The sequence below is a fragment of the Bizionia sp. M204 genome (assembly GCF_023205095.1).
Classification (GTDB): domain Bacteria; phylum Bacteroidota; class Bacteroidia; order Flavobacteriales; family Flavobacteriaceae; genus Algorimicrobium; species Algorimicrobium hallyeonense.
Map to the genome: position 1 here is coordinate 2,374,664 of NZ_CP046242.1, position 24,528 is coordinate 2,399,191.

The following is a 24,528-nucleotide window of genomic DNA, read 5'->3' on the forward strand; positions in this document are numbered from 1 at the left end:
TATGTTTTGAAGAAATTTACACACTTAATTAAACGAGAATTCAGGCTTTTTTTTAGCAACAACGTATTGCGACTGCTATTTATTGGAGCTCCTATTTTGTATGGAATACTAATTGGTGCGGTTTATCAAAAAGGTAAAATAACCGATTTACCAATAATTGTCGTCGATCAGGATCAAAGTCTCATGAGTGTGAAATTTATTGATATGCTTGAGGAAACGGAAAGCATTCAGGTTGTTAGCGTTTTTCCCGACCTTACTAATGTAAAAAACAAAGCAATAGATGAAGACGCTTCAGTAATAGTAAATATCCCCAGAGGATTTACCTCTGGAATTCAACAAAATAAGTTACCCGAAATCACCATTTTTGTCGATGCTTCCAACACCTTGACTTCTAACACGGCATTGATGGCGGTAAATGGTGTAGCAATGACCATAAAAGCAGGGATCCAAATCGAATCTCAAATGAAAAAGGGTGTTCCAGAATATGTGGCAACGCAAAATTACGAACCCTTTAAAACAACCATTATTAAGCAAAGCATACGCAGTGGAAATTATTTATACTTTATGTTACCCGGGGTGCTTTTAACAGTTTTCCAGCAAATTTTACTATTGGGTTTAGCACTTACTTTTGCATCAGAATATGAAAATAGAACTTTTGAAGAATTAGTCAGGAAAATGCCAAACCCTCTAGGCATGTTAGCTGTAAAGATTATTCCTTACATGATTATGTCTGTTGGTATACTCCTGCTATACTGGGGTTTTTCTAAATATTATAATATGGTAATAGGTGGCGCTTTTTGGGCCTTTACTTTAAGCACCTTTGTTTTTATTCTCGCCGTATGTGGCATAGGTGTATTGGTGAGTATTGTTTTACCTAATCAATTAAAAGCTACTGAAGTTTTAATGGTAGTAGCTACGCCAAGTTTTATACTTAGCGGATTTACTTGGCCTTTAAGTCAGATGCCAAATTGGGTCCAATTTATAGCCGAATTAATTCCTTTGACGCATTATTTAAAAACCTTTCGCATACTTTATCTTAACCACGCTAGTGTTTCACATATTTATGCGCCAGTTAAAGCCATGAGTATTATTGCCGTAATTTGTTTATCGTTGTCAGCAATCATTTTGCATTATAAAATTAAAAAAGTAAAAAATCACTCCACTGAAGACATTAATTAACACGAAAATTGTACCGATATTAGGTTTAAGTAGACAATACCACTAATTGGTATCATAGAGTCCTTGCCATATAATTCATTCTATTTAATTAAAAACACGCTCCTTTTCTAAACAGAAAAATAAAGATTTGACCTTTCAGCTTGACAACTGTTAAATGTTCTGTAAAGCCACCCATTTATCCTTCCTAATTTGGTATCTTATAGCAATAGAAAACATCCAATTATGAAAAAATATAAAATTGCTGTAATTGTAGGAAGTCTGCGTAAGGAATCCTATAATTTAAAAACAGCCAAAGCACTTATGGAGCTAGCTCCAGAATCCTTAACCACAGAGCTACTAGACATATCCGGTCTTCCTATGTTTAATGAAGATTTAGAAGGAAATCCACCTGAAACCTGGGTAGCGTTACGCAAAAAAATTCAAAACGCAGATGGCCTTTTATTTTTAACACCTGAATATAACCGCTCGGTTCCTGGTGTTTTAAAAAATGCTATTGATGTAGGCTCCAGACCCTACGGAGAAAATTCTTGGAATGGCAAACCGGCCGCAATTGTAAGTGTTTCTATTGGGGCTATAAGTGGTTTTGGGGCAAACCACCATTTAAGACAATCTCTAACCTTTATTAACGTCCCTACCATGGCGCAACCTGAAGCATATATTGGAGGTGCTGCCGATTTATTTGATGACAATGGAAAACTAATTAATAATTCTACCAAAGATTTCCTTAAAAGCTTTATAGAGTCATTCGAAAAATGGGTTCATACTATCGCTTCCAAGTAATTCGAAATAGCCATTTATTGTTGAAATTTTACTAATAATTAAAACCACATAAAATGAAGAAAATTATCACATTAGTTGCTTTGGTCTTTTTTTCGGTCAGCACCTTCGCACAAACGCAATGGACTGTAGATCCATATCATTCCTCATTAAATTTCAACATTTCGCATTCTGGAATTAGTATCGTGAATGGGAAATTTTATATTATACCGGAAGCTTAACTACAAAAGGAGATGCGCTTAATGATGCAAGTTTCGATTTTAGGGTTAAAATTGAAAGTATTAATACCCATGTAGAAGATAGGGATAACCATTTAAGAAGTGCTGACTTTTTTGAAGTTGAAAAATATCCTGAAATGACTTTTAAAAGCACGAAAATTTCAGCTACCGAAAAAAGTAATCAATATATTTTAAAAGGAGAACTAACTATTAAAGGTGTGACGAAAGACGTCGTTTTTGATGTTCATTATGGCGGTAAAGTGAAAAACAACCAAGGTGAAAAATTAGGAATGAAAGCTGAAACAACGATAAATAGATTTGACTATAATATTGATTATGACCCTACTGCTACTGGCGTTGGGAAGGAGGTTAATATTGTGATTCACCTTCAATTTGCAAAACAGTAACTGTAATTTGTTTTCAGGTAAACTTCGACGTAATTAACCTAGGTATTTTAAAATTGAAAAATAATAAACCATGAAAAATTCAGCAAAAACAGTAGTAGAAAATATGTTTAAAGCCTTTAGTAGTGGCGATGCCGATAAATTTGTTGCCACAGTATCAGAAGATACGGTATGGGTTTATCATGGCACACAAATTATTCCGGCAGGAACTTTTAAACATAAAGAAGGTGTCAGAACATTTTTCACCAATATTATGGAACGTACTGAAATTATCAACTTTGAACCTCAACAATATATCGTTGAAAATAATATGGTTGTGGTAATAGGAAGGGAACATCAAAAAGTAAAACGGTCTGGAAGGGAGCTAAAACAAAAATGGGTTCAGATTTATACGGTTGAAAACGATTTAATAACTAGAATGGAAGAGTTTGCAACCTCCGAGGAGGTAACGTAACACAAAAGTCTTTCAACATTAGGAGATAGGCTAAAAACCATAACCAGAAAAGCTATCCGTATTGTCTATTCTGACCTATGTGAAATCTAAAAGTTAATTTATTTTGAACCATGCACGGACTTTCGATATGCAATTCCCCATTTGGCTAGTTCATTAATTAAAGGCGAAAGTGTTGCACCATGTTCAGTGATAGCGTACGCAACCGTTATAGGTTTTGTATCCATAACGGTGCGGCTTATTAAGTGGTTTAGTTCTAAATCTTGAAGTTCTTTGGAAAGCATTTTACTACCAATGCCATTTATTTCACGCTGCAAATCCATAAATCCCATTTTGTTGCCTTCGATAAGTATGCCTAAAATATGGAATTTCCATTTTCCAGTTAAAATGCTCATCGTGTCGCTAATAGCTTGCATCCTAATTTGGCAAATAGGCGTGTTATTTATTATTGATTTTTTATTCATTGTTAAAACGTTAATTTAAATATAAAATAGCCTTAAGGTAGTTTCCTTGAGGAAACCACTTTCTAAAAGGAATTAAGTATTAAATATACACTTATTTTCCTTATACTTGAAGTAATCGGCTAATAAATAGGAATTTAGACTATATTTTAACTGAAGTTAATTATTAAAAATAAAAATCATGACGAACGAAACATCAAAAAATAATCCACTTTTATGCGATATCGAAACTGGAATGTGTGAAACAACAGATGGTGAATTAAACACTTCAACTAAAAGTAATCAGCAATCCACAGAGAAATCTGTAAAATTAATGTATTACACAGATCCAATTTGTTCGTCCTGTTGGGGAATTGAACCACAATTACGTAAATTGAAACTAGAATACGGCAATGCTGTGGAGATTGATTATAGAATGGGAGGTTTACTACCAGACTGGAATTACAATAGTGGTGGAATAAGTGGTCCTTCAGACGTTGCCAGTCATTGGGACGAAGTAAGTGTTCATTATGATATGCCTATAGATGGAGACCTTTGGTTGGAAGACCCAATGGATTCATCTTACCCATCCTCTATTGCGTTTAAGGCAGCCCAACTTCAAGATAAGGAGAAGGCCGTTTTATACATGCGGGAAATCAGAGAATTGATGTTTTTGAAAAAGAAAAATATGGCTAAATGGGAAAACTTGGCTATGGCAGCTGAAAATGTAGGTTTGGACGTGGCTCAATTAAAAACGGATTTTGATGGCCAAGCCAAAACGCTGTTTGAAGCTGATTTAAAATTAGGAAGAAAACTAGGTGTTCGAGGGTTTCCAACCATATTTTTTGTTGATGAAGCTGGCAACCAAGAAACCGTGTATGGCACCAGACCCTATGCTTTTTATGAAATGGCGATTTTAAAATTAAATCCGAATGCTACTAAAAGTGAATACAGTAAAAACTGGGAATCTCTCTTCACAATTTACCCTTCACTCACGGCAAAAGAGTATTCTGAACTTTCAGGAACACCGCGAACCGAAAGTGAAGCGGTTTTAAATCAACTTTCTAAAACATGTAATTTAGAGAAATTTTCAACTAAAAATGGATCTATTTGGACCCTCGTTAAATAAATTGATAAACCACTAAATTATGATAACAAACGAATATTCAAACGGAGAGATAACCATTTTATAGAAACCTGAAAAATGTATACATGTAGGAATATGCGTAAAATCATTGCCAAAGGTTTATAACCCTATAGAGAGACCTTGGATTAAACCTAACAATGCCAGTACGGCGGCGTTACTAGACCAAGTTTCAAAATGTCCTTCAGGCGCATTGAGCATAAAATAAACGTTAGGCTCATAAACATTTTTACAGATCCTGACGCTTTGGCCATGCCTCCAAAAGTTGAATTCGACCAAATAAAAGGCTTCGCTACAAGTATGGGAAAATTAATGCTGAACGGCCAAGTCGCTGATGTGATTGAAACGGCAAAATCAAATATGAAATATTTTAAGGAATAGTTTTAGCCATTAGCACGATAAAAAAGATTTTACATCTAAATACTCTAAAATTATAAATATGAAAATTGAATATAATACTATCCCATTAGTTAAAAACGAAGAAAAAAAACGCTTCGAAATTGAAGTTGATGGTCACTACGCATTCATAGATTATAAAGAACCTCGCAATAAAATTGCGTTGATACATACCGAAACCGATCCAGAGTTAGCGGGAAAAGGTGCAGCAAGTGCTGTGGTGGAATAAACACTGCATTATCTTGATGATTACAAAATTACATTACTTCCCTTTTGTCCTTATGTGTTTGCATATATAAAAAAACATCCGGAATGGAAACGCATCGTGAGTCCAGATTTTAAAGGTTATGATGAGCTTTAAGCTTATGGCACAATCCATTAAATTAGACTTAAAACATTAATAACTAAACCAAAAAACCATGAGTAATCAAACCGTATTTCCAGCATTTCCATTATCAGAATGGCTAGACACCAAGGAAACATTACATCGTTATTTTCAAATTGTCGGTAAATTGCGACTGTCTTTGAATCCGAAAAAGAACCACTGGTGGCACATAACATTGTATACCACAACAAGAGGTGTTACCACACGCGCGATTCCTTTTAATGATATTTCGTTTGAAATATTGTTTGATTTTATAAACCATACCCTGAATGTTTCAACAAGTAACGGAGAACAGCGTTCGTTTAAATTGCAGGATGGACTTTCAGTAGCTGATTTTTAAAAAAATTGGAAGCTATTCTAAAAGAACTCCATATCACGTTCGATATATTAGAAATACCATTTGACCTCTCTGATAAAATTCCTTTTGATACATGCATAGAACACCATTCCTATGATAAAGAAGCCGTTCATAAAGCTTGGAAAATCTTACTGCAAATTGCTATGGTTTTTCAAGAATTTAGCGGTAGATCATACAGTAAAACCTGTCCGGTACATATTTATTGGCATCACATTGATTTGGTGGTTTCACGATTTTCAGGTAAAAAGGGTCCAAAATTAGACACCACATCTCAAGTGGAATTGGAAGCTTACTCTCATGAAATGATAAGTTTTGGATTCTGGTTTGGAGATGATACCATAAAAGAACCGGCATTTTATTCTTATACATATCCGTCCCCAGAAGGCATAGATAAAGAACCATTGAAACCTAATACTGCCAAATGGCAAGATTCCAATGGCAGCCCAATGGCTTTATTACTTTACAACGATTTATTAAAAAGTGATAACCCGAAACAACAGATTTTAGATTTCTTGGAAAGTAGCTATCAAGCTGGAGCAAAATTGGCTGGTTGGGATATTGAAACCTTGAAGGTCGATCCGAAATAAATTTTCGTGTGAAGCACCTAAAACAAGCTAGAATTAAGCAATTTATGACGACAAGGTCATAGATTAACAATAAGAACAAATTCTTAACATTTAAATTAACGACTATGAAGACGATGAAAGCAGCGCGCTGGCATGCAGCAAAAGATATTAGAGTAAAAGAAACTTCAATTCCAATACCAAAAGATAATCAAGTAAAAATAGCCGTGAAATTCACAGGAATCTGTGAATCGGATTTACATGAATATTTAGATGGTCCACAATTAATTCCTGTAGATGAACCATATGCACCTAACGGCCATCAGGGAACTACAACGCTTGGACACGAATTTTCTGGAGTCGTTGAAGAAGTTGGTAAAAACGTGAAAAACATTAAAAAAGGGGATCGCGTAACAGTAGAGCCAATTTTTAGAAACCCTGAAAGTCCGTTTATTACAACTGGAGAATACAACCTTTCTGAACCGCTAGGGTTTGTGGGATTAACGTCCAACGGTGGTTTTGCTAAATACGTAGTAGCAGAAGACTATATGGTTCATAAAATGCCAGACTCTATGACTTTTGAGCAAGGTGCTATTGTTGAGCCAGCAGCCGTTGCTGCCTATGCTATACAACGAAGTGGCATGAAAATGGGCGACACTGTATTGATTGCAGGCGCAGGTCCTATTGGTTTATTAACGGTTCAAGTTGCCGTGGCTACAGGTGCTTCTCAAATCTTTGTTTCAGACCTTTCAGAGAACAGGTTGAAAAAAGCTAAAGAAGTTGGTGCGACTCATACTTTTGACGCAAGAGATCAAGATATTCCTCAAAAAATTAGAAAAATGACTGGTAATGGTGTGGATATTTTTATTGATGCCGCTGGAGCTCAAGCCTCATTTGATACCGGAATAAATAGTCTTCGCAACGGAGGAACAGCAGTTTTGGTTGCACTTTTTGGTAAAAAGGTGACGCATGATGCATTAAATCAAACGTTAAGAGAATTGACCATTATTGGAACAGCCGCCTATCGTAATATTTTCCCTCAAGTAATTGCTTTAATTAGTAGCGGAAAATTACCAGTAGAAAAGCTGGTTACGAGCGTCATCTCATTAGACGAGATTGTAGAAAAGGGCTTTGAGGCATTGACTAACGACCCTTCAGAAGTGAAAATATTGGTTGATATCAACCGCTAATTAATTAAACTATAAATCTAAAAACAATAATTATGACGAAATTAAATCCAATTGGTTTGGACATGGAAAAGTCCAAAAAACTTGCAGATAAATTGAATGAACTCTTGGCTGATTATTCCATATTTTATCAAAATGTTAGAGGGTATCATTGGAATATAAAAGGAGATAAATTTTTCGAGTTACACGATAAATTTCAAGAACTTTATGAAGATTTATTTATAAAAATTGATGAAGTAGCTGAACGAATTCGCACCCTTGGTCACACACCAAACCATAAATTCTCAATCTATCAGAAAGAAGCCAAAATCAAAGAAAGTTCTGAAGTGGCGGACGGAATTCAAGATATGAAAGACACGCTTGAATCATTCAAAATTATCATCACACTGCAACGTGAACTTCTGGTACTATCGGCAGATGCTGAAGATGAAGGAACAAATGCACTTATGAGCGATTACATTAGTGAGCAGGAAAAATTAGTTTGGATGTATTCTGCATATTTAAAATAGTTCTATTAAATATGTGAGATTACAGGTGGCTTCAGAGTAAGGTGATAATTTTCGTAAAATTTTAACCGATGTACTGGAAAATTATAAGAAAGAGTAGCCAACATAGGGAAGTTTATGTAATTTGAAACCTGAAATTAATTTTAGAACTAAATTCTTCATTTAATGAATAACCTTTATTTAAATCGTTGGTTTATTGCAATTATGGGAACGCTTCTTCAGCTCGTACTGGGAACCGTTTATGCATGGAGTTTTTTTCAAAAGCCAATTATTTCCGAGTATGGATGGAGCAACGTTCAAACGATGTGGATCTTTAGTTTAGCTATTCTATTTCTAGGTTTGTCCGCTGCAGTTGGAGGGCTAATTCTTCCAAAATATGGACCCAAAAAGTTGGCTTCTCTTGGAGCTTTTCTATATGGTTTAGGCTATTTAATGAGTGCTTACGCTATGCATATTAGTAGTTTATCTCTTTTTTACATAGGTTTTGGAGTGATTGGCGGGATTGGTTTGGGATTAGGTTATGTTACGCCCGTGGCAACCGTTTCAAAATGGTTCCCGGACAAAAAAGGATTTATCACGGGCATGGTAGTTATGGGTTTTGGTTTGGGTGCACTTGCCATGTCAAAACTAATTGCACCTCTGTTAATTAACATGACCAATGATAATATGGTACACGTGTTTTTCTACATTGCCATAGTACTAATGGTCATTGGAATTCCCGCGGGATTAAGTATGAAAAATCCACCATCGGGATTTGTGCCAAAAAACTATACGCCACCCGTAAAAAGCGCAATTAGTCAAGATCACGAAAATAATTTAACAGTTACAAGAAGTTTGTTATCAACAAAATTTTTAGGCATGTGGCTTATTTTCTTTCTTAATATTTCGGCAGGAATAATGTTTATTAGCTTGCAGTCTCCTATGATTCAGGATTTATTTAGAATCCAAGATGCTTCAATAAGTACAGAGTCTCTTGCTGTGGCAGGTGCAACACTAATAGCTATTAGTTCATTGTTTAATGGCATTGGGCGTTTCTTTTGGGGCGGAATATCAGATAAAATTGGAAGAATTCAAGTATTCCGATTAATTTTGAGTACCCAAATATTGGTTTTTACATTCATGATATTCACGGTTAATCCATGGGTTTTTGGGGCGTTGGTTTGTTATGTCTTGCTTTGTTATGGTGGCGGTTTTGGTGCTATGCCATCTTACGTATTGGATGTTTTTCATGCGAAGCTTATGCCTGTTATTTATGGTGTTATTTTAACCGCATGGGCACTAGGAGGAATTGTGGGACCTCAAGTTGCTGCATTTATTCGCGATTATTATACACATACACCAGAGCTAATTGGCCCACGAACGTACATGGCTGGTACTGTTTTATTGAGTATTGGTTTATTGGTAAGTCTAACACTTTCTAATAAATCTATAACCGAAGTGAGCGTGTGATTATTGTAGGTAGAGAATATATGGTTGTTTTTTTAAATTGGATCTAGATCCCATTAAAAAAAAACATTCAAAGTAAAAAAATATTAAAAAAACCAAAATCTTAAGCAAGAAGAGACTGTACAGCTAGAGCTTCCGCTTAAAATAAAAAAGGATAAACTTTAAAAAGATTTATATTATGTCAAATATCAAATTGATAATAGAAGAAAGAGCTGCCAACATAGGAAAGTTTATGGTAGGTCGTTTGTTACCATTTAGACAGAAACGAATGGTTGGCCCCTTTATTTACATAGATCACATGGGGCCTGTAAAGCTTAATGAACGTGAAAATTTTGATGTGCTGCCACATCCACATATTGGACTTTCCACGCTTACTTTTTTATTTGAAGGAAGCATTATGCATCGTGATGCTCTAGGCAATGAAGTAGAAATTAAACCTGGTGCTGTAAATTGGATGACTGCAGGAAAGGGCATTGTACATTCCGAACGCACACCAGAGTATTTACGCGACTCGCCATTATTTATGCACGGTTTACAAATTTGGGTGGCACTGCCAAAACATTTGGAGCAAATGGAGCCAGCATTCTCTCATATTGAAGAAGCTGAAATTCCGAGTTGGTCAGAGGGAGATTTGCAGTTTAAACTAGTGGCAGGTGAAGCTTTTGGGAAAAAATCACCAGTTCCCGTTTTTAGCAAACTGTTTATGCTTGAAATAAAAAGTAAATCAAAACAGGTTGTAAATATTGGTAACGACCTTTTTGGCGAAGCAGGTATGTATATTCTGGAAGGCGCTATTGAAAGTGAAGGCAACGTTTATCAACCTAAACAATTATTGGTGGCAAAGGACAGTACACTTTGCGAGTTCACGATTCAGGAAAACACCACAATCTATATTTTTGGCGGTGAACCTTTTCCTGAAGAACGCTTTATTGATTGGAACTTTGTTTCTTCAGATAAAGAATTGATAAAAGAAGCAAAAGAAAAATGGAAAACCCAATCTTTTACTAAAATTAAAGGAGACGAAACTGAATTTATTCCGTACCCAACATTTAATAGAAAATAGGGAGGCTTCCAAAAATCATTTTAGTTTTAGGCGTGGGATTTATCATAAAATATCAAATTAAAAATGGTATCTTATAGAAAACCAACGCTATGCTCGGAATGTAATTAGTTACTGAAAATATAGCTGGTAGTATTAACATAATATCAATGTAAAATGAAAAAAAAAAAATTCTTTAATGCGAAAATTTATCGCAACGATTCTGCAACCGAAATGATTGTAGAAAACGGGAAAATTACGCATCTCGGAACTAATTTACCAAAATGCGATGAAGAAATTGATCTCAACGGCAAGCTTGTTTTACCTCCTTATGTAGATCCACATTTGCATTTGGATTATGTATATACATTATCAGAACTAGGACAGGAAGGCGCAGGTTCCGGTACATTATTTGAAGCTATTGAGTTATGGCCCCAATTCAAAAAAACACTGACGGTAGAAAGTGTAAAAAGATTGGCTATGAAGGGAATTAAAGACGAAGTGTCCCAAGGCGTACAGCATATTAGAACTCATATAGATGTGTTACCGATCCTAACTTTACGGCATTAAAAGCCATGTTGGAAATGAAAGAAGACCTGAAAGATACGGTTGATATTCAAATTGTGGCGTTTCCACAAGAAGGCATGTATATGTACAAAGGTGGACTTGAGTTAGTAGAAGAAGCGTTGAAAATGGGCGCTGATGTTGTTGGCGGCATTCCACATTACGAGCCTGCTAGAGAATTTGGAGAAAAATCGGTTCATGATATTGTAAAGCTTGCTTTAAAATATGATAAGATGATTGATGTGCATTGTGATGAAACCGATGATCCACATTCACGATTTGTTGAGTTATTAAATGGACTTGTCTATATGGAAGATTATGGTACTAGAACAACGGCGAGCCATACCTGCTCATTTGGTTCGGCAGACGATTCGTCTGCATTTAGAATGCTAGATATTTTCCAAAAGACAAAGATGAACTTTATTGCTTGAAAACGGAGAATGCCTATTTACAAGGCCGTCAAGACACCTACCCTAAACGTCGTGGCTTAACGCGAGTTAAAGAGTTTATTGAATACGGAATAAATGTGGCTTTTGCACAAGATTCAATCAATGATCCGTGGTACCCAATGGGGAATGGAAATATGATGAATATTTTGGATAATGGAATTCACTTGGCTCAAATTATGTCTTCGGAAGATGTAAAAACTAATTTCGATTTAAATACCTATAACGGAGCTCGTTGTTTAAATATTCAAGACAATTATGGTTTAGAGGTTGGTAAAACAGCAAACTTTATCGTTTTAAATGAAAGCACTGTTTATGAAGCTATGCGTAAACGAGTAGATGTATTAGCTTCTGTTCGCAATGGCAACTTATTATTGCGTAGAAAAGAAATGGCTTATGATGTTCCTTTAAGCTTATAATAAGCTTCTAAAATGTTTAGTCCATGGATTCAGATAAAAAAGGACTGTTACCAACACGATAACAGTCCTTTTTATTTCAATCCAATTTATTTTAATATCATTTCTCGATATGTTAGCACACTTGGAAAAGTGACTTTAACTATTTTCCTTTCTTACATGTTATTAGATAAAAGGGATAAATATCATCCACTTCTATTATTTCCAATAATCCTACTTTACCAAATTCCTCTCGAATAGTCTCTTCGTCATAAAAGAACATTTTTAAACCTCCATATATTTCAAATCTGTCTTTAGAAATGTAAGTTCCACGACCATAAATTTGGGCATCTTTTGCAACCGTTGCAAAAACCATAAAACCACCTGCCGTAAGTTGGTTCATGCAGTCTTGGATTAACTTTCCTCTTTCGTTTTTGTTCAAAAAGTGAATTAGAGCATATGCATATATTCCATCATACAAATTTTCATCAAATGGCATTTCTGTTACAGAGCCGTGATGTATTGTTAAATCATTTCCAAAATACTTTTGAGCTAAATCAATCGCCGTTTTAGAAATTTCAATTCCTGTAACAGTTATTCCATGCTCCTGAAATATTTGAGCATTTCGTCCATAGCCTATTCCAAGTATGAGTACGTTTTTAATCTGCTGTTCAAGAAAGAAACTGTTTGTTAATACCGTAGATTTTGAGGGTTCAAAACCCCACAATTCCTGTTTATCTTTAAATGTTTGTTCCCAAAATTCTGTATTATTTATAAGTTAAATCCCTTATTTTCCTGTCATAATGGTGGGTATCCCAATAAATTTAAAAAGCTCCTTCAGGCAATGACTCTTCGTTTTAATGTTTAGGATGCGTATTTAATTTTTTTACTATTGCTGACGAGGCGTTGTCTGCATACATTCCATATGCACTTACCACAATTCCTTTCAGGTTTTTATTAGCTGAAGAAATGGCATAAACTATCATTTCATCTCCTGGATCGCTATCGCCTTCAAACCTATAAAATTGGTCTATTTCAAAATCTTCTGGTGATAATTCCGTTGCAGTAAAATGACATATTAAACATTCCTTTCTGTCAAAATTGAAAAATCAATGGTATAACCCATCTTTTTTAGATCTGCCATTGCTTCGGTTACGGTATCATAATTTTTTCGTTTCATAATTGTGATTTACTATTTTTAAATATTATCTCTAAATTATTTACAAAAATCAACCTAAAGTTTTTTTAGATAAAAAGGAAATAATTAAGCCTGGAACAGACAAAGCAATTGCAAAATAAACCAAGCTCATTGGAGAATATACACCAAGCAACAGTCCAGCAACAGAGGATGCAATCATAATGGATAAATTAAAAACAGAAGACTGAACTGATGTAGCAACATCTTTGGCTGTTTCTACTTGCCGGCTTACGGCTGCTTGTAACAAAGTTACTAATGGGCCAAATGAAAGTCCCCACAAAAAGAAAGCTAAATGCCCCATACCCTTAGTGCCACCAAACATTAGAAAAACACCCATAGAAAAGATTAGTAAGGCAAACATGGCTATGGTTAATAGCCTTAAATATTTATCGGTATATTTTATAGCCAACAACACAGAAATCAGAGATCCTATTCCAAAAAACAATAAGGCACTTTCAACACCGCCTGCCAACTGAATTTCATCAACAAGGCTTGTAATGTATACATACACACCATAATGTGCTATTACGCCAAATAGCGTTAGCAATAAGACAATTAAAACGGCTGGTATTTTTAACAGAGCAAATGGAGAAGAACCTTTAGTAAGTTTTCACCAGGTATAGAAGGTAATGCAAAAAAACTAATTAAAGCAATAACAATAATAAACCCACCTAGCCCTATAAATTGTGTGCGCCAACCATAATCATTACCAATAGTGGTCATAATGGGCATACCGATACTAATTCCCAATGTAGTTCCTGCCATAATTACAGCTATAGCTCTCCCATGATACTTTTCATCTACGAGTCGCATGCCGTAAGCGGCAATCATTGGCCACATAACACCTGCACAAATACCTCCAATTACACGAAGAATTATAATAATGGAATAATTTTAAACAAGTCCTGAAATAATATTAGAAATAGCAAATCCACCGAGTAATATTAGCAACAAATATTTTCTGTTGAATTGCATGGTTATTGAAATAAGAGGGATTGCAAAAATAGCCGAAGCTATCGCATAGTAACCCACCAAATTTCCTGTTTGCACTTCGCTGATATTTAAATCAGCCATCATTAAAGGAAGTACGCCAGAAGGCATTAACTCGGATAGTATTCCGACAAAGGTTACGGAAGACATCAAAATCATAATCAGCCATGGAAAAGCACGTTTGGTTATTTCAGTGACATTTTGTTTATTCATAGCTATTTTTTTTTGGATTAAAATGACGCCTAACAATTATCCTAAAGGTAATCATTATTCAGTTGAATAGCTATAAATCCGCACATAATAAACATAGTACAAAATAATAAAACACATGTTTAAATTTATCCATATGGTGTAGTTAAGTACTAATTGTGCTAGTCCTTTTGCGAATAAAAGGAAGACATTAAAGCTAAAAATGGTTATAGAAATGTATGGTGATAAACTATAGTTTTAAAAAAAAACATGTTACATGTAAAAATTGTTCTTCGTTCAGCTGTAATTTAATTATTTCAATTTTTTCTTCAGCATACATAAAACACCTAGTTCCTCTCGAGATAGATTTTTATTTTCCTTAATTAATCGGTTAACTTCATTTTGAAAATAATTAATAGTTTTTCCATGTGTATATTCATCAATTACGCGTGGATCAATATATGAACTTCTGGCCACGGACGGTGTATTTCCTAAATGCTCACTAACACGCACTACGGCGTCACGAATGTTTTTATCCAACATTTGTTGGTCCTCCTCTTCTAAAGCTCCAATTTCATCCAAAGCCATAGCGGCAATTACGGTTCCCGACCAAGTTCTAAAATCTTTAGCCGAAAACGCTTCGCCCATAACTTCTTTTATATAGTCGTTTAAATGTTCGCTTTTTACGTCTTGCTTCGCCCCATTTTCATCAATAAATTTGAAAATTTCATAACCGGGCAAATCATCTATTTCTTGTACTATTTTTGCAAGCTTCTCATCCACGATATTTCGTTCTTGCTTTTTCCCAGATTTACCTACATAACTAAAAATCAATTCGTCGCCTTCAATATTCAAATGTTTACTACGCATGGTTGTTAAACCATAGGTTTCATTTTCTTGAGTATAGTAATCACTACCCGGCCTAAAGTAAGCTGCTTCTAGCAAACGAACCATGCATGCTAAAACCTTTTCTCTGGTTAAGGAGCGTTTTCGGAGGTGCTGACCTGTAACACGGCGCATGTGTTCCAATTGTTCTGCAAATTTGAGAATCCGATCAAATTTCTCTTGATTTCGTTTTTCTACAAATTCTTGATTATAGATATATTGCTTTCTATCCTTATCATCTCGACCTGTAACTAAAATTTTAGCATGCTTTTTCGTGTTTATTTCCACATCAGTCCAAGCCGGTGGGATAACTAAAGATTTAAACCAATCTTTCAGTTTTTTATCCTTAACGGTGGTATTGGAACCATCTACATACCGAAATCCCTTTCCATGTTTTTTTCTAAAGTACATAAGCCTTTTTTGATTAACGAATTTAGAAAAAAATTAAACACTATTTCATTTTATTATTAACTCAAAAAAAATAAAAACGTAATACCTCTAATTATTTTATTGATATATGTTTAAAAATCAAGTTTAGATCATAGTCATACTAATTCGCTATCTATTGGATTGATTATAAATAGTTTGCAGATTTAAATAGTTGAAGATTTATTTAAAATATTTACATAAAAAAAGCTTCAGTTTTCACTGAAGCTTCTCGAGTCGCTGTGCGGGCGGGGAGACTCGAACTCCCACACCTTGCGGCACTAGATCCTAAGTCTAGCGTGTCTACCAATTCCACCACGCCCGCATTAATAAGATTGCAAAAATCCGCAATCGGGATGCAAATATAAACAATAGTTTGAATAATCAAACGCATCTTATCATAAAAAGTTCAGACTGTTTTGTACTTTTGAAGAAACACAATCAATCTATTTCAACGCATTCAGAAATAGCAAAACATACAATTATGAAAAACATACAAGGTTACGTTGCTGAACATAAACAGCGATTTCTAAATGAACTCATTGAATTATTAAAAATACCGTCGGTTAGTGCCGATTCTGCCTTCAAAAATGATGTACTTCGCACAGCCGATGCTGTCAAGTTTAGTTTAGAAAAAGCAGGCTGTGATCATGTTGAAATATGTGAAACTGCGGGTTATCCAATTGTATATGGGGAAAAAATAATTGATGAAAATTTACCAACCATTTTGGTTTATGGACATTATGATGTGCAACCGGCTGATCCAATTGAATTATGGACGTCTCCTCCTTTTGAACCCGTTATTAAAAAAACAAACATTCATCCGGAAGGCGCCATTTTTGCTCGTGGTGCTTGTGATGATAAAGGCCAAATGTACATGCATGTAAAAGCCATGGAATTCATGACATCAACAAATCAATTACCTTGTAATGTAAAATTCATGATAGAAGGTGAAGAAGAAGTTGGTTCGGTTAACCTTTCAACCTTTGTAAAAAACAATCACGAAAAATTAAAGAATGACGTGATTCTTATTTCAGATACAGGCATGATTGCGAAAGATGTGCCAAGTATTACAACAGGCTTGCGCGGATTAAGCTATGTTGAAGTGGAAGTAACGGGTCCGAATCGTGATTTACATTCTGGATTATATGGTGGTGCTGTTGCAAACCCTATCAACGTTTTAACCAAAATGATAGCTGCTTTACACGATGAAAACAACCATATTACCATTCCCGGTTTTTATGATAAAGTTGAAGAGTTATCAAAAGAAGAACGTGCGGAAATGGCCAAAGCGCCTTTTTCACTCGATGCTTATAAAAAATCACTAAACATTGACGCTGTTTATGGCGAGGCTGGATTTACAACAAACGAACGCAATTCCATTCGACCAACATTAGACGTGAATGGTATTTGGGGTGGTTATATTGGTGAAGGCGCTAAAACGGTTATTGCCAGTAAAGCATTTGCAAAAATTTCTATGCGTTTGGTGCCACATCAAGAATGGGAAGAAATTACGGAACTTTTCAAAAAACACTTTGAAAGTATTGCGCCTGAAGGTGTCAAAGTTTTAGTAAAACCACATCATGGCGGACAAGGTTACGTAACACCTATTGATAGTTTAGGCTATCAAGCGGCAAGTAAAGCGTATGAAGAATCGTTTGGGAAAAAACCAATTCCTCAACGTTCTGGCGGAAGTATTCCTATTGTGTCCTTGTTTGAACAAGAACTTCAAAGCAAAACTATTTTAATGGGCTTTGGTTTGGATAGTGATGCTATCCACTCGCCAAACGAGCATTTTGGTGTATGGAATTATATAAAAGGTATTGAAACCATTCCGTTGTTTTATAAATATTTTACGGAGCTTTCTAAATAAATACCACATAGAAATTTAATCGTCAAATCGCTTGATTTTTCGTGTTAGTAAGAAGAAAAAAGTATCGAGATTTAACGCTTTGTTGAATTTTTCGATACTTTTTTTGTTTCAAATTAAACAATTAAATTCTACGAATAGCACTTTCAAAAATTAAAAAAAACACCTCTACACTTGTAGAATACAAATTAATATTCTATGTTTGTAGAACACAATCTAAACTTGTAGAACATGCAGTTATCAAAATCGGAAGAAGAGTTAATGAATCACCTTTGGAAAATGGAAAAAGGCTTTATGAAAGATTTGCTAGATGCCTATCCAGATCCTAAACCTGCTCCAACCACTGTTGCCACGCTTTTAAAACGTATGACGGATAAAAGGTTTATTGCTTATAATACCTTTGGGAAATCTCGAGAATATTTCCCGCTAGTTAAAAAGAAGGCCTATTTCTCCAAGCATGTTAACGGATTGATTAAAGATTTTTTTAATGACAGCGCGTCACAATTTGCATCGTTCTTCACCAAAGAAACCAACTTATCTAAAACGGAGTTGGAAGATTTAAAAAAACTGATAGATCAGCAAATTAAAAACAAACCGTAGTCGTCAAGATTACAAAAGGTTGACACCGAGAATTTAGTAAGATTCAACACGATCTTTTTAAAAATAAATATAAACAAATTACATAATTATGGACATCTACATTCTAAAATTTAGTGCTTGTTTGGCTGTTTTTATGTTGTTCTATAAATTAGTATTGGAGCGTGAAAGCATTCACCACTTTAAACGCTTCTATTTATTGGCAGCTCTTTTGGGTTCTGTTGCCATCCCATTTATTACGTTTACCACGTTTGTAGATGCTTCCGCATTTGGAAATCCAATTGTTTTTAGCAATTTAGAAACAATTAGTACGCCTACAGAAATAGCACCATCCATTTCCTACTATTTACCAACCATTTTATGGTCTATCTATTATTTAGGTGTCCTAATTTTTGCGGGGCGTTTCACCAATAATTTTATAAAACTTATTAATCGTATTAAACAAAATCCAAAGCATAAAAAGGGCAATTTGGTCCATGTTTTATTGTCGGATTTAATTTATCCTCACACCTTTTTACAATACATATTTTTAAATAAATCAAAATATGAAGCGCATAAAATCCCACAAGAAGTTCTGCTTCACGAGGAAACTCATGCCAAGCAAAAACACGCTTTAGATATTTTGTTTATAGAGCTTATGCAAATTATATTTTGGTTTAATCCGCTTCTTTATTTTATTAAAAAAGACATTAAATTAAACCACGAATTTTTAGCTGATCAGGCTGTTCTTAAAACGGGAACGGACACCAAAACCTATCAGCATATCTTATTGGCATTTTCAGCTTCCAAGACTATGGAAGACGCACAGACTCATCATCTGGCGAATGCTATTAATTATTCATTAATCAAAAAACGATTTACAGTTATGAAATCACACACATCAAACACCGTAAAATGGGTAAAAGGACTCTTCATCCTGCCCGTATTGGCTGTATTAATTTACAGTTTCAGTAGCACCAAAGAAGTTTTTAGATCATCAAAGCCTGGAATTATTAAAACTACCGAAGCCATAGAAAGCAAGAAAGATCAAACTAAATTACTTCTAAAAATATATGATGTTATTTGCGAAGATTGCAGGTTTAGTTTTGATAAAGCTCTCGTAAAAAACCTAAAAATAGAAACCAATACAACCGAAACTATTTCATCCTTTAAGTTTAAAGTTCCGGGAAAACCGACCGTTAATGTTGTAGGAAACGCATTGAGCGAAGAAGCCCTAACTAATTTAAATTCTGCCAAAATTGGCGATTATATTACAATATACGATATAAAAGCTTCTATAAACAGTATTAAAACGCCTATTCTAATTGAGTTGGTAGACAATCTAATTCCACCTCCTCCTCCTCCAGTTCCAGCAAACGCAACACCTGAACAAAAAACAAAATACAAAAATGTTAGCAACGAATATTATAAAAAATATAAAGTAGATAACGGAAAAGTGAGTGAACGTTTACAGCCACCACCTCCACCTCCACCCGTTTCAGCAAATGCCACACCCGAACAGAAAGCGAAATATGAAACACTTAGCAACGAATATTACAGCAAATACAAAGTGACAAATGGCAAGGTTGAACACAAATTACCACCTCCACCTCCACCATCTATTCCTGCAAATGCGACGCCAGAACAAAAAAAAGAATATATAAAAGCACAGCATGATTACAACCGGAATCATAAAGTGAAGAAAGTGCAAAAAAGTAAAATGCCACCACCTCCACCGCCTGCTCCAAAAACCATGGCTGTTGGCAAAAAAATAGATCAAGACTATTATGATTCACTAAGCACATTAAACCCAGATAAAAATGCAAAAACAGGCTTTATAACTATAAATAATAAAACGCATTTTTACACCACAAATGAAGATGAAACTAAATACTATAATCGTTTAGGTTATGAGGTTGATATTAACGGAAAAACTTTATCAACGACTCAAACCAATGGCGCGGATGTTATAGCTGGGCAAAAAATTAGTAAGGTTTACCAAAATAATCAGGTGGTAAGTGAGTTCAATACGGATTGGGTTTCGGAAACTAACGACCGTCAAGAGATTCCACAACCGCCCGCACCTCCTTCTGTGGCCCAATCCGCACATGAACTTGTAAAAAGTTTAAAGGAAAATGATATTAAATATTATTACAATGACAAACTGGTTTCCTACAGTGAAATATTAGAAATCACTAAAAAAGAACCAAATATAAATATTTCAACAAAAATTACCGATGGTAAAGGAACAGCACATTTTAGCACTGTAAAATAAAATATAATTTAATACAATTCACCTCACTGGTTTCTGACCACGTGAGGTTTTTTTATAAATAAACAGAACAAAACTGTAACAAAAACCACCATCTAACGTTCTAATAGTCAATCAACCTGTCTAACTTAAGGACAAGTCAAAACATCAATCAATCATGTTAAAACAATTTTTCATCCTCTGTTCTGGGTCTGACCAAGACATTTTAAACACCTGTTCCAATGGTGAGCAAAACAAATATGCCGGTATTGGCGCCACCGTTTTCTTTACGGCTGTTATGGCATTTATAGCAGCTAGTTATGCGCTTTACACCGTATTTGACAACTATTTTATAGCTATGGGTTTTGGTGTTATTTGGGGTTTACTCATTTTTAATTTAGACCGTTTTATTGTTTCTACTATTAAGAAACGTGATCATAAAATAAACGAACTACTTCAAGCCACACCACGACTCCTTTTGGCCGTCATTATTGCTATTGTTATTTCGAAACCATTAGAACTTAAAATTTTTGAAAAGGAGATCAATCAGGTGCTTTTAACTGAAAAGAACCAAATGACTCTTGAAAATCAGGAAGAGATTTCAAAACAATTCTTACCAAACATCCGCAATTTAGAAACAGATATTTCCGCTCTTAAAAACCAAATTACGGTAAAAGAAACCGAGGTTAATGCCTTATACGACACGTATATTCAAGAGGCGGAAGGAAGGGCTGGCACCAAACTATTAGGCAAAGGACCCGTTTACCAAGAAAAACGCGATAAACATGATATGGGTTTAGCCGAACTTCAAGATTTGAAAGTAAGCAATCAGGCTAAAATAGAAGTGCTTGAAAAGCAGATAGTAGATTTACGAAACAATCAACAAACGCAAGTACAAAATACACAACCCATTATTGATGGTTTTGATGGATTGATGGCACGCGTAAATGCGCTTCAGAAATTGCCTTGGCTCCCATCATTCTTTATTTTTCTATTGTTTTTGGCTATTGAAACATCACCAATTATTGCCAAATTATTATCGCTTAAAGGGCCTTATGATTACAAATTAGAAGATGCGGAGAGCACCGTAAAAACTTGGGCTACGCAAAAAATGAATGCGCGCAACGAGATTTTGAAAACAGATATGGTTTTGAATAATAAAATTTATAAAGATATTTCAGAAGAAGACGAACTTTACAATTATAAGCGTAAAAAAGCACGGGAACTTATGCAGTTGCAAGCGGATGCATTTTTTCAGCATCAGAAAAAGGCGCTTTAAATTTTTGTTTGTACTTTTAATGAACTAACACCAAACCTTATGAAATCTATTTATCTCATTTTAAGCCTCCTATTTTCAGTTGGCACATTTGCACAATCTGAAACATCTAAAACCTATCTTGAAGATATGCAAGCCATTCGTGAGGTTTTAAGAACACAACAGGACGCTTGGAATAAATTTGATTTAGAAGGGTTTATGCAAGGTTATTGGAAAAGCGATTCGTTAAAATTTTATGGAAGCAATGGTGTTACCAAAGGATGGCATAAAACGTTAAGCAATTATAAAAAAGGCTATCCTAGTAAAGAATATACGGGTGAATTACAATTTACATTTAATTCTATTTCGCCAATTGAAGACCATTCTTATTATGTTATGGGTGAATACCATTTAAAACGCGCGGTTGGTAATGCCCAAGGTGAATTTCTTATTATCTTAAAGAAAATAAACGGTGAATGGAAAATAATAGCAGATATGTCTAGCTAATTAGGCCGCATCATTGGTTTTAAAATGATCGTACAAATCTTTACATCCAAAACCTATAATAGATAATTGCTTCTTTTTTAATAGGGATTCGTTGTGCAATTTTGCCAGTGCCATAACACCAAATTTATCTATGCTATCTAACTCTTCGATACTAATGGTTACGGATTGCAACTTATCGAATACGTTTTCAAATTCCTCTTGAAACATACCAACAGACTTTTTATCAAGGATACCTTTTACGTTAAAAAAGTTGTTATAGTTTGAAATTACTAAACTCATGACATATGATTTTTAAATATTAAACAATACATAAAGTGCTACTAATCATATGAGGGATACCGTAAATATAACATCTTTAACCAATTACTCGTATAGTTTTCGATATACGGCAGAACTTTCAGACTAATGCTATTAAATTGCAGAAATTACGGACAAACAACTGCTTTTTAAGAGGTTACATTAATCACCATTATTTTAAACGTTACTTTTTACATATTCACGATATTTTTGAACCGTTTGGCATTTGACGTTCAGGCTGCAATAAGACCACATCTTTATCTTCTCCTAATCCTCCTAAAATTAAGCATTCACTCATGATGTTGGCTATTTGTTTTGCTGGAAAATTTACAATAGCCACCACCTGCCTTCCTATAAGTTCATCAATTTCATATAGGTTTGTTATTTGAGCTGACGTTTTCAACTTGCCCAACGCACCAAAATCTACTATCAATTTATAGGCGGGATTTTTAGCTTCCTTAAAAATTTCTGCGGATAGAATTGTTCCAATCCGCATGTCAACTTTTAAAAAATCTTCCCAATTTAAATTTTTAGTTATCATAAATTCTGACATTTTTAAGAATATATTTAGTTCGTTAAGCTAATTTAAGAATTATCTCTAATTTGTAATTGTTATTTTTATTAGGATAGATTGGTATTATATTATCTAAAAAAATAATTTATTAAACTTACGAATAGTATTTGCTTAATTTTACTTTTCAGATGATTTAAATACACCATGAAAGTACTTCCATTTAAAATTCCAAAACCAGAACAAGATACTCTAATTTATCAAGAGGATTTTGAAACGAGCTTTTATGATAAACTGCATCAACATGAAGAAATACAATTCAGTATTATTTTGGAAGGCGAAGGCACGCTGATTGTTGGTGACACGGTTAATTTCTATTCTAAAAACGACATTCTTATTTTAGATAGTAATATGCCACATGTATTTAAAAGTGATGTAAAAGCTTCCGAACACTCACGAATGTTATCATTGTTTTTTACGAAGGAGTCGTTTGGTTCTGATTTTTTTGACTTGGAAGAATTGCTGGAATTACAGAAATTTTTTAAGCGTTCCAAACATGGATTTAAAGTAACATCTCATAAAAAGGTTTTAAAAAAATTATTCTTAAAGCTTGAAGCATCTAGTAAATTAGAACGTTTTATAGTTTTACTACAATTAATGAAGATAGCGTCACAAGCTAACTACGAGAGTTTATCATCCTTTATATATGATAAAAAATATTCCGATAATGAAGGAAAACGCATGCGTGATGTTTTGGCATTTACTATGAATCAATATACAACCAACATTACGCTTGATGCTGTTGCAGAAGTATCTAACATGACGAAAAACGCCTTTTGCAAATATTTTAAAAAACGCACCAACAAAACCTATTTTCAATTTTTAAATGAATTGCGTATTGAAAACGCGTGTAAGCTTATGCAAACACAAACGGATAGTTCCATTTCTGAAATTGCCTATCAATCTGGTTTTAATAATATTTCGAATTTTAATCGGCAATTTAAAATGATAAAGGGAAAATCACCCAACAACTATCGGAAAAATCCGAATTCATAGGTTTCGAAAAAGAGAGAAAATGCCTTAATTACATATTATGTTTTCTTGACATATTTGGTAATAATCACTATGTGCTGACCATCAACTTTACCCTCAATAAATTCGGCATTTTCATGATCTAAACGAATGTTTCTTACAGCTGTACCTTGTTTAGCAACCATACTAGAACCCTTCACTTTTAAATCTTTTATCAATACAACGGAATCGCCATTATCCAGAATTACACCATTTACATCACGATGAATGATTTTATTGGCTTCATCTTCATGTTCGCCTGTCGCGCGAGCTAATGCTAATGCCTCATCATCCAAATACATCATATCCAATAAATCTTTTGGCCAACCTTCACTTCGTAAACGTTGGAGCATACGCCATGCCATAATTTGAACCGCAACATGCTCACTCCACATACTATCATTTAAACAACGCCAATGATTGGGGTCCATGTCTGTGTTTTCTTCAATTTGATCCAAACAGGTTTTACAAACCAAAACATCATTGGCCACGTTTTCATTTAAAGATGGCGGAATGGTATATTGTTTTAAGTCGTTAGTGGATGTACATAATTCGCAAGTATTATTACTGCGTTCTTGAATCATTTGTAATACGCTCATGGTGG

At 34.5% G+C, this 24,528-nt stretch carries 30 protein-coding genes, 1 tRNA gene and 2 pseudogenes; 23 read left to right on the forward strand and 10 right to left on the reverse strand.

Going from position 1 to position 24,528, the window contains the following annotated elements:
• Nucleotides 1-6 precede the first annotated feature (6 nt).
• The 5 genes from GMA17_RS10995 (at nucleotide 7) to GMA17_RS11015 (ending at nucleotide 3,032) form a co-directional block, all read left to right on the forward strand.
• Entirely contained in the window at nucleotides 7-1,179 is a 1,173-nt protein-coding gene (locus GMA17_RS10995; RefSeq protein WP_248396048.1) for an ABC transporter permease, read from the forward strand.
• 222 nt (nucleotides 1,180-1,401) lie between these two features.
• On the forward strand, nucleotides 1,402-1,959 hold the full coding sequence (locus GMA17_RS11000; RefSeq protein ID WP_305883063.1) for an NADPH-dependent FMN reductase: 558 nt from the start codon (nucleotides 1,402-1,404) through the stop codon (nucleotides 1,957-1,959).
• A 53-nt stretch (nucleotides 1,960-2,012) separates the two neighbouring features.
• Nucleotides 2,013-2,177: a hypothetical protein gene (locus tag GMA17_RS11005; protein ID WP_248396050.1), complete on the forward strand. Its 165-nt coding sequence runs from the start codon at nucleotides 2,013-2,015 to the stop codon at nucleotides 2,175-2,177.
• A complete protein-coding gene (locus GMA17_RS11010; RefSeq protein ID WP_248400652.1) occupies nucleotides 2,153-2,581 on the forward strand; it encodes a YceI family protein in 429 nt (142 codons plus the stop codon). The genes GMA17_RS11005 and GMA17_RS11010 overlap by 25 nt, the downstream gene beginning before the upstream one ends.
• Nucleotides 2,582-2,651: 70 nt before the next feature.
• Nucleotides 2,652-3,032 carry a nuclear transport factor 2 family protein gene (locus GMA17_RS11015; protein WP_248396053.1) on the forward strand — a complete coding sequence of 127 codons (381 nt, stop codon included), beginning with the start codon at nucleotides 2,652-2,654 and terminating at the stop codon, nucleotides 3,030-3,032.
• Nucleotides 3,033-3,130: 98 nt separating this feature from the next.
• On the opposite strand, the gene GMA17_RS11020 is transcribed toward GMA17_RS11015, so the two are convergent.
• Nucleotides 3,131-3,493, reverse strand: a complete 363-nt coding sequence (locus GMA17_RS11020; RefSeq protein ID WP_248396055.1) for a helix-turn-helix domain-containing protein — start codon at nucleotides 3,491-3,493, stop codon at nucleotides 3,131-3,133.
• A 178-nt stretch (nucleotides 3,494-3,671) separates the two neighbouring features.
• On the opposite strand from GMA17_RS11020, the gene GMA17_RS11025 reads away from it, so the two are divergent.
• From GMA17_RS11025 to GMA17_RS11080, 12 genes and pseudogenes are all read left to right on the forward strand, one after another.
• Nucleotides 3,672-4,598 carry a DsbA family protein gene (locus tag GMA17_RS11025; RefSeq protein ID WP_248396057.1) on the forward strand — a complete coding sequence of 309 codons (927 nt, stop codon included), beginning with the start codon at nucleotides 3,672-3,674 and terminating at the stop codon, nucleotides 4,596-4,598.
• A 106-nt stretch (nucleotides 4,599-4,704) separates the two neighbouring features.
• A complete protein-coding gene (locus GMA17_RS15505; protein ID WP_371922365.1) occupies nucleotides 4,705-4,821 on the forward strand; it encodes a (4Fe-4S)-binding protein in 117 nt (38 codons plus the stop codon).
• Complete coding sequence (locus GMA17_RS11035; protein ID WP_248400707.1) at nucleotides 4,791-4,994, forward strand: hypothetical protein; 204 nt, start codon at nucleotides 4,791-4,793, stop codon at nucleotides 4,992-4,994. Before GMA17_RS15505 ends, GMA17_RS11035 begins: the two co-directional genes overlap by 31 nt.
• Nucleotides 4,995-5,052: 58 nt before the next feature.
• Nucleotides 5,053-5,370: pseudogene (locus tag GMA17_RS11040) on the forward strand (GNAT family N-acetyltransferase).
• A gap of 58 nt (nucleotides 5,371-5,428) precedes the next feature.
• Nucleotides 5,429-6,339: pseudogene (locus GMA17_RS11045) on the forward strand (DUF5996 family protein).
• A 104-nt stretch (nucleotides 6,340-6,443) separates the two neighbouring features.
• Entirely contained in the window at nucleotides 6,444-7,505 is a 1,062-nt protein-coding gene (locus tag GMA17_RS11050) for a 2,3-butanediol dehydrogenase (protein ID WP_248396060.1), read from the forward strand.
• Between the two features lie 32 nt (nucleotides 7,506-7,537).
• Nucleotides 7,538-8,011, forward strand: a complete 474-nt coding sequence (locus GMA17_RS11055; protein ID WP_248396063.1) for a Dps family protein — start codon at nucleotides 7,538-7,540, stop codon at nucleotides 8,009-8,011.
• 162 nt (nucleotides 8,012-8,173) lie between these two features.
• Nucleotides 8,174-9,457 carry an OFA family MFS transporter gene (locus tag GMA17_RS11060; protein ID WP_248396066.1) on the forward strand — a complete coding sequence of 428 codons (1,284 nt, stop codon included), beginning with the start codon at nucleotides 8,174-8,176 and terminating at the stop codon, nucleotides 9,455-9,457.
• Between the two features lie 175 nt (nucleotides 9,458-9,632).
• On the forward strand, nucleotides 9,633-10,517 hold the full coding sequence (locus GMA17_RS11065; RefSeq protein WP_248396069.1) for a pirin family protein: 885 nt from the start codon (nucleotides 9,633-9,635) through the stop codon (nucleotides 10,515-10,517).
• Between the two features lie 153 nt (nucleotides 10,518-10,670).
• A complete protein-coding gene (locus GMA17_RS11070) occupies nucleotides 10,671-11,063 on the forward strand; it encodes an amidohydrolase family protein (protein WP_248396071.1) in 393 nt (130 codons plus the stop codon).
• 14 nt (nucleotides 11,064-11,077) lie between these two features.
• A complete protein-coding gene (locus GMA17_RS11075) occupies nucleotides 11,078-11,488 on the forward strand; it encodes a hypothetical protein (RefSeq protein WP_248396074.1) in 411 nt (136 codons plus the stop codon).
• Nucleotides 11,485-11,922, forward strand: a complete 438-nt coding sequence (locus GMA17_RS11080) for an amidohydrolase family protein (RefSeq protein ID WP_248396077.1) — start codon at nucleotides 11,485-11,487, stop codon at nucleotides 11,920-11,922. Before GMA17_RS11075 ends, GMA17_RS11080 begins: the two co-directional genes overlap by 4 nt.
• Nucleotides 11,923-12,061: 139 nt before the next feature.
• Here the strand turns inward: GMA17_RS11080 and GMA17_RS11085 are convergent, their stop codons facing one another.
• The 6 genes from GMA17_RS11085 to GMA17_RS11105 form a co-directional block, all read right to left on the reverse strand.
• The gene (locus GMA17_RS11085; RefSeq protein ID WP_248396082.1) at nucleotides 12,062-12,625 is read right to left on the reverse strand and encodes a bifunctional 2-polyprenyl-6-hydroxyphenol methylase/3-demethylubiquinol 3-O-methyltransferase UbiG; all 564 of its coding nucleotides are present in this window, start codon (nucleotides 12,623-12,625) and stop codon (nucleotides 12,062-12,064) included.
• A 502-nt stretch (nucleotides 12,626-13,127) separates the two neighbouring features.
• Nucleotides 13,128-13,643, reverse strand: a complete 516-nt coding sequence (locus tag GMA17_RS15415; protein WP_256476054.1) for an MFS transporter — start codon at nucleotides 13,641-13,643, stop codon at nucleotides 13,128-13,130.
• A 26-nt stretch (nucleotides 13,644-13,669) separates the two neighbouring features.
• Nucleotides 13,670-13,936 carry an MFS transporter gene (locus GMA17_RS15420; RefSeq protein WP_256476055.1) on the reverse strand — a complete coding sequence of 89 codons (267 nt, stop codon included), beginning with the start codon at nucleotides 13,934-13,936 and terminating at the stop codon, nucleotides 13,670-13,672.
• Nucleotides 13,937-13,990: 54 nt separating this feature from the next.
• On the reverse strand, nucleotides 13,991-14,299 hold the full coding sequence (locus tag GMA17_RS11095) for a hypothetical protein (RefSeq protein ID WP_248396086.1): 309 nt from the start codon (nucleotides 14,297-14,299) through the stop codon (nucleotides 13,991-13,993).
• A 288-nt stretch (nucleotides 14,300-14,587) separates the two neighbouring features.
• Nucleotides 14,588-15,571: a DNA topoisomerase IB gene (locus tag GMA17_RS11100; RefSeq protein WP_248396089.1), complete on the reverse strand. Its 984-nt coding sequence runs from the start codon at nucleotides 15,569-15,571 to the stop codon at nucleotides 14,588-14,590.
• Between the two features lie 258 nt (nucleotides 15,572-15,829).
• Nucleotides 15,830-15,911: transfer RNA gene (locus GMA17_RS11105), tRNA-Leu, on the reverse strand.
• Nucleotides 15,912-16,070: 159 nt separating this feature from the next.
• Here GMA17_RS11105 and GMA17_RS11110 point away from each other — a divergent pair.
• The 5 genes from GMA17_RS11110 (at nucleotide 16,071) to GMA17_RS11130 (ending at nucleotide 22,045) form a co-directional block, all read left to right on the forward strand.
• On the forward strand, nucleotides 16,071-17,459 hold the full coding sequence (locus GMA17_RS11110; protein WP_248396091.1) for a dipeptidase: 1,389 nt from the start codon (nucleotides 16,071-16,073) through the stop codon (nucleotides 17,457-17,459).
• A 228-nt stretch (nucleotides 17,460-17,687) separates the two neighbouring features.
• On the forward strand, nucleotides 17,688-18,056 hold the full coding sequence (locus GMA17_RS11115) for a BlaI/MecI/CopY family transcriptional regulator (protein ID WP_248396094.1): 369 nt from the start codon (nucleotides 17,688-17,690) through the stop codon (nucleotides 18,054-18,056).
• An 88-nt stretch (nucleotides 18,057-18,144) separates the two neighbouring features.
• Nucleotides 18,145-20,307, forward strand: a complete 2,163-nt coding sequence (locus tag GMA17_RS11120; RefSeq protein WP_248396098.1) for a M56 family metallopeptidase — start codon at nucleotides 18,145-18,147, stop codon at nucleotides 20,305-20,307.
• A gap of 154 nt (nucleotides 20,308-20,461) precedes the next feature.
• Nucleotides 20,462-21,562 carry a DUF4407 domain-containing protein gene (locus tag GMA17_RS11125; RefSeq protein ID WP_248396101.1) on the forward strand — a complete coding sequence of 367 codons (1,101 nt, stop codon included), beginning with the start codon at nucleotides 20,462-20,464 and terminating at the stop codon, nucleotides 21,560-21,562.
• A 39-nt stretch (nucleotides 21,563-21,601) separates the two neighbouring features.
• Entirely contained in the window at nucleotides 21,602-22,045 is a 444-nt protein-coding gene (locus GMA17_RS11130; RefSeq protein WP_248396104.1) for a DUF4440 domain-containing protein, read from the forward strand.
• Here the strand turns inward: GMA17_RS11130 and GMA17_RS11135 are convergent, their stop codons facing one another.
• Both GMA17_RS11135 and GMA17_RS11140 read right to left on the reverse strand, forming a co-directional pair.
• Nucleotides 22,046-22,324, reverse strand: a complete 279-nt coding sequence (locus GMA17_RS11135) for an STAS domain-containing protein (protein WP_248396106.1) — start codon at nucleotides 22,322-22,324, stop codon at nucleotides 22,046-22,048.
• 217 nt (nucleotides 22,325-22,541) lie between these two features.
• A complete protein-coding gene (locus tag GMA17_RS11140) occupies nucleotides 22,542-22,883 on the reverse strand; it encodes a tRNA-binding protein (RefSeq protein ID WP_248396109.1) in 342 nt (113 codons plus the stop codon).
• 177 nt (nucleotides 22,884-23,060) lie between these two features.
• Between GMA17_RS11140 and GMA17_RS11145 the strand changes: the two genes are divergently transcribed.
• A complete protein-coding gene (locus tag GMA17_RS11145; RefSeq protein ID WP_248396112.1) occupies nucleotides 23,061-23,909 on the forward strand; it encodes an AraC family transcriptional regulator in 849 nt (282 codons plus the stop codon).
• Nucleotides 23,910-23,944: 35 nt separating this feature from the next.
• Here the strand turns inward: GMA17_RS11145 and GMA17_RS11150 are convergent, their stop codons facing one another.
• Nucleotides 23,945-24,523 carry an alkylphosphonate utilization protein gene (locus GMA17_RS11150; protein ID WP_248396114.1) on the reverse strand — a complete coding sequence of 193 codons (579 nt, stop codon included), beginning with the start codon at nucleotides 24,521-24,523 and terminating at the stop codon, nucleotides 23,945-23,947.
• Nucleotides 24,524-24,528: the final 5 nt, after the last annotated feature.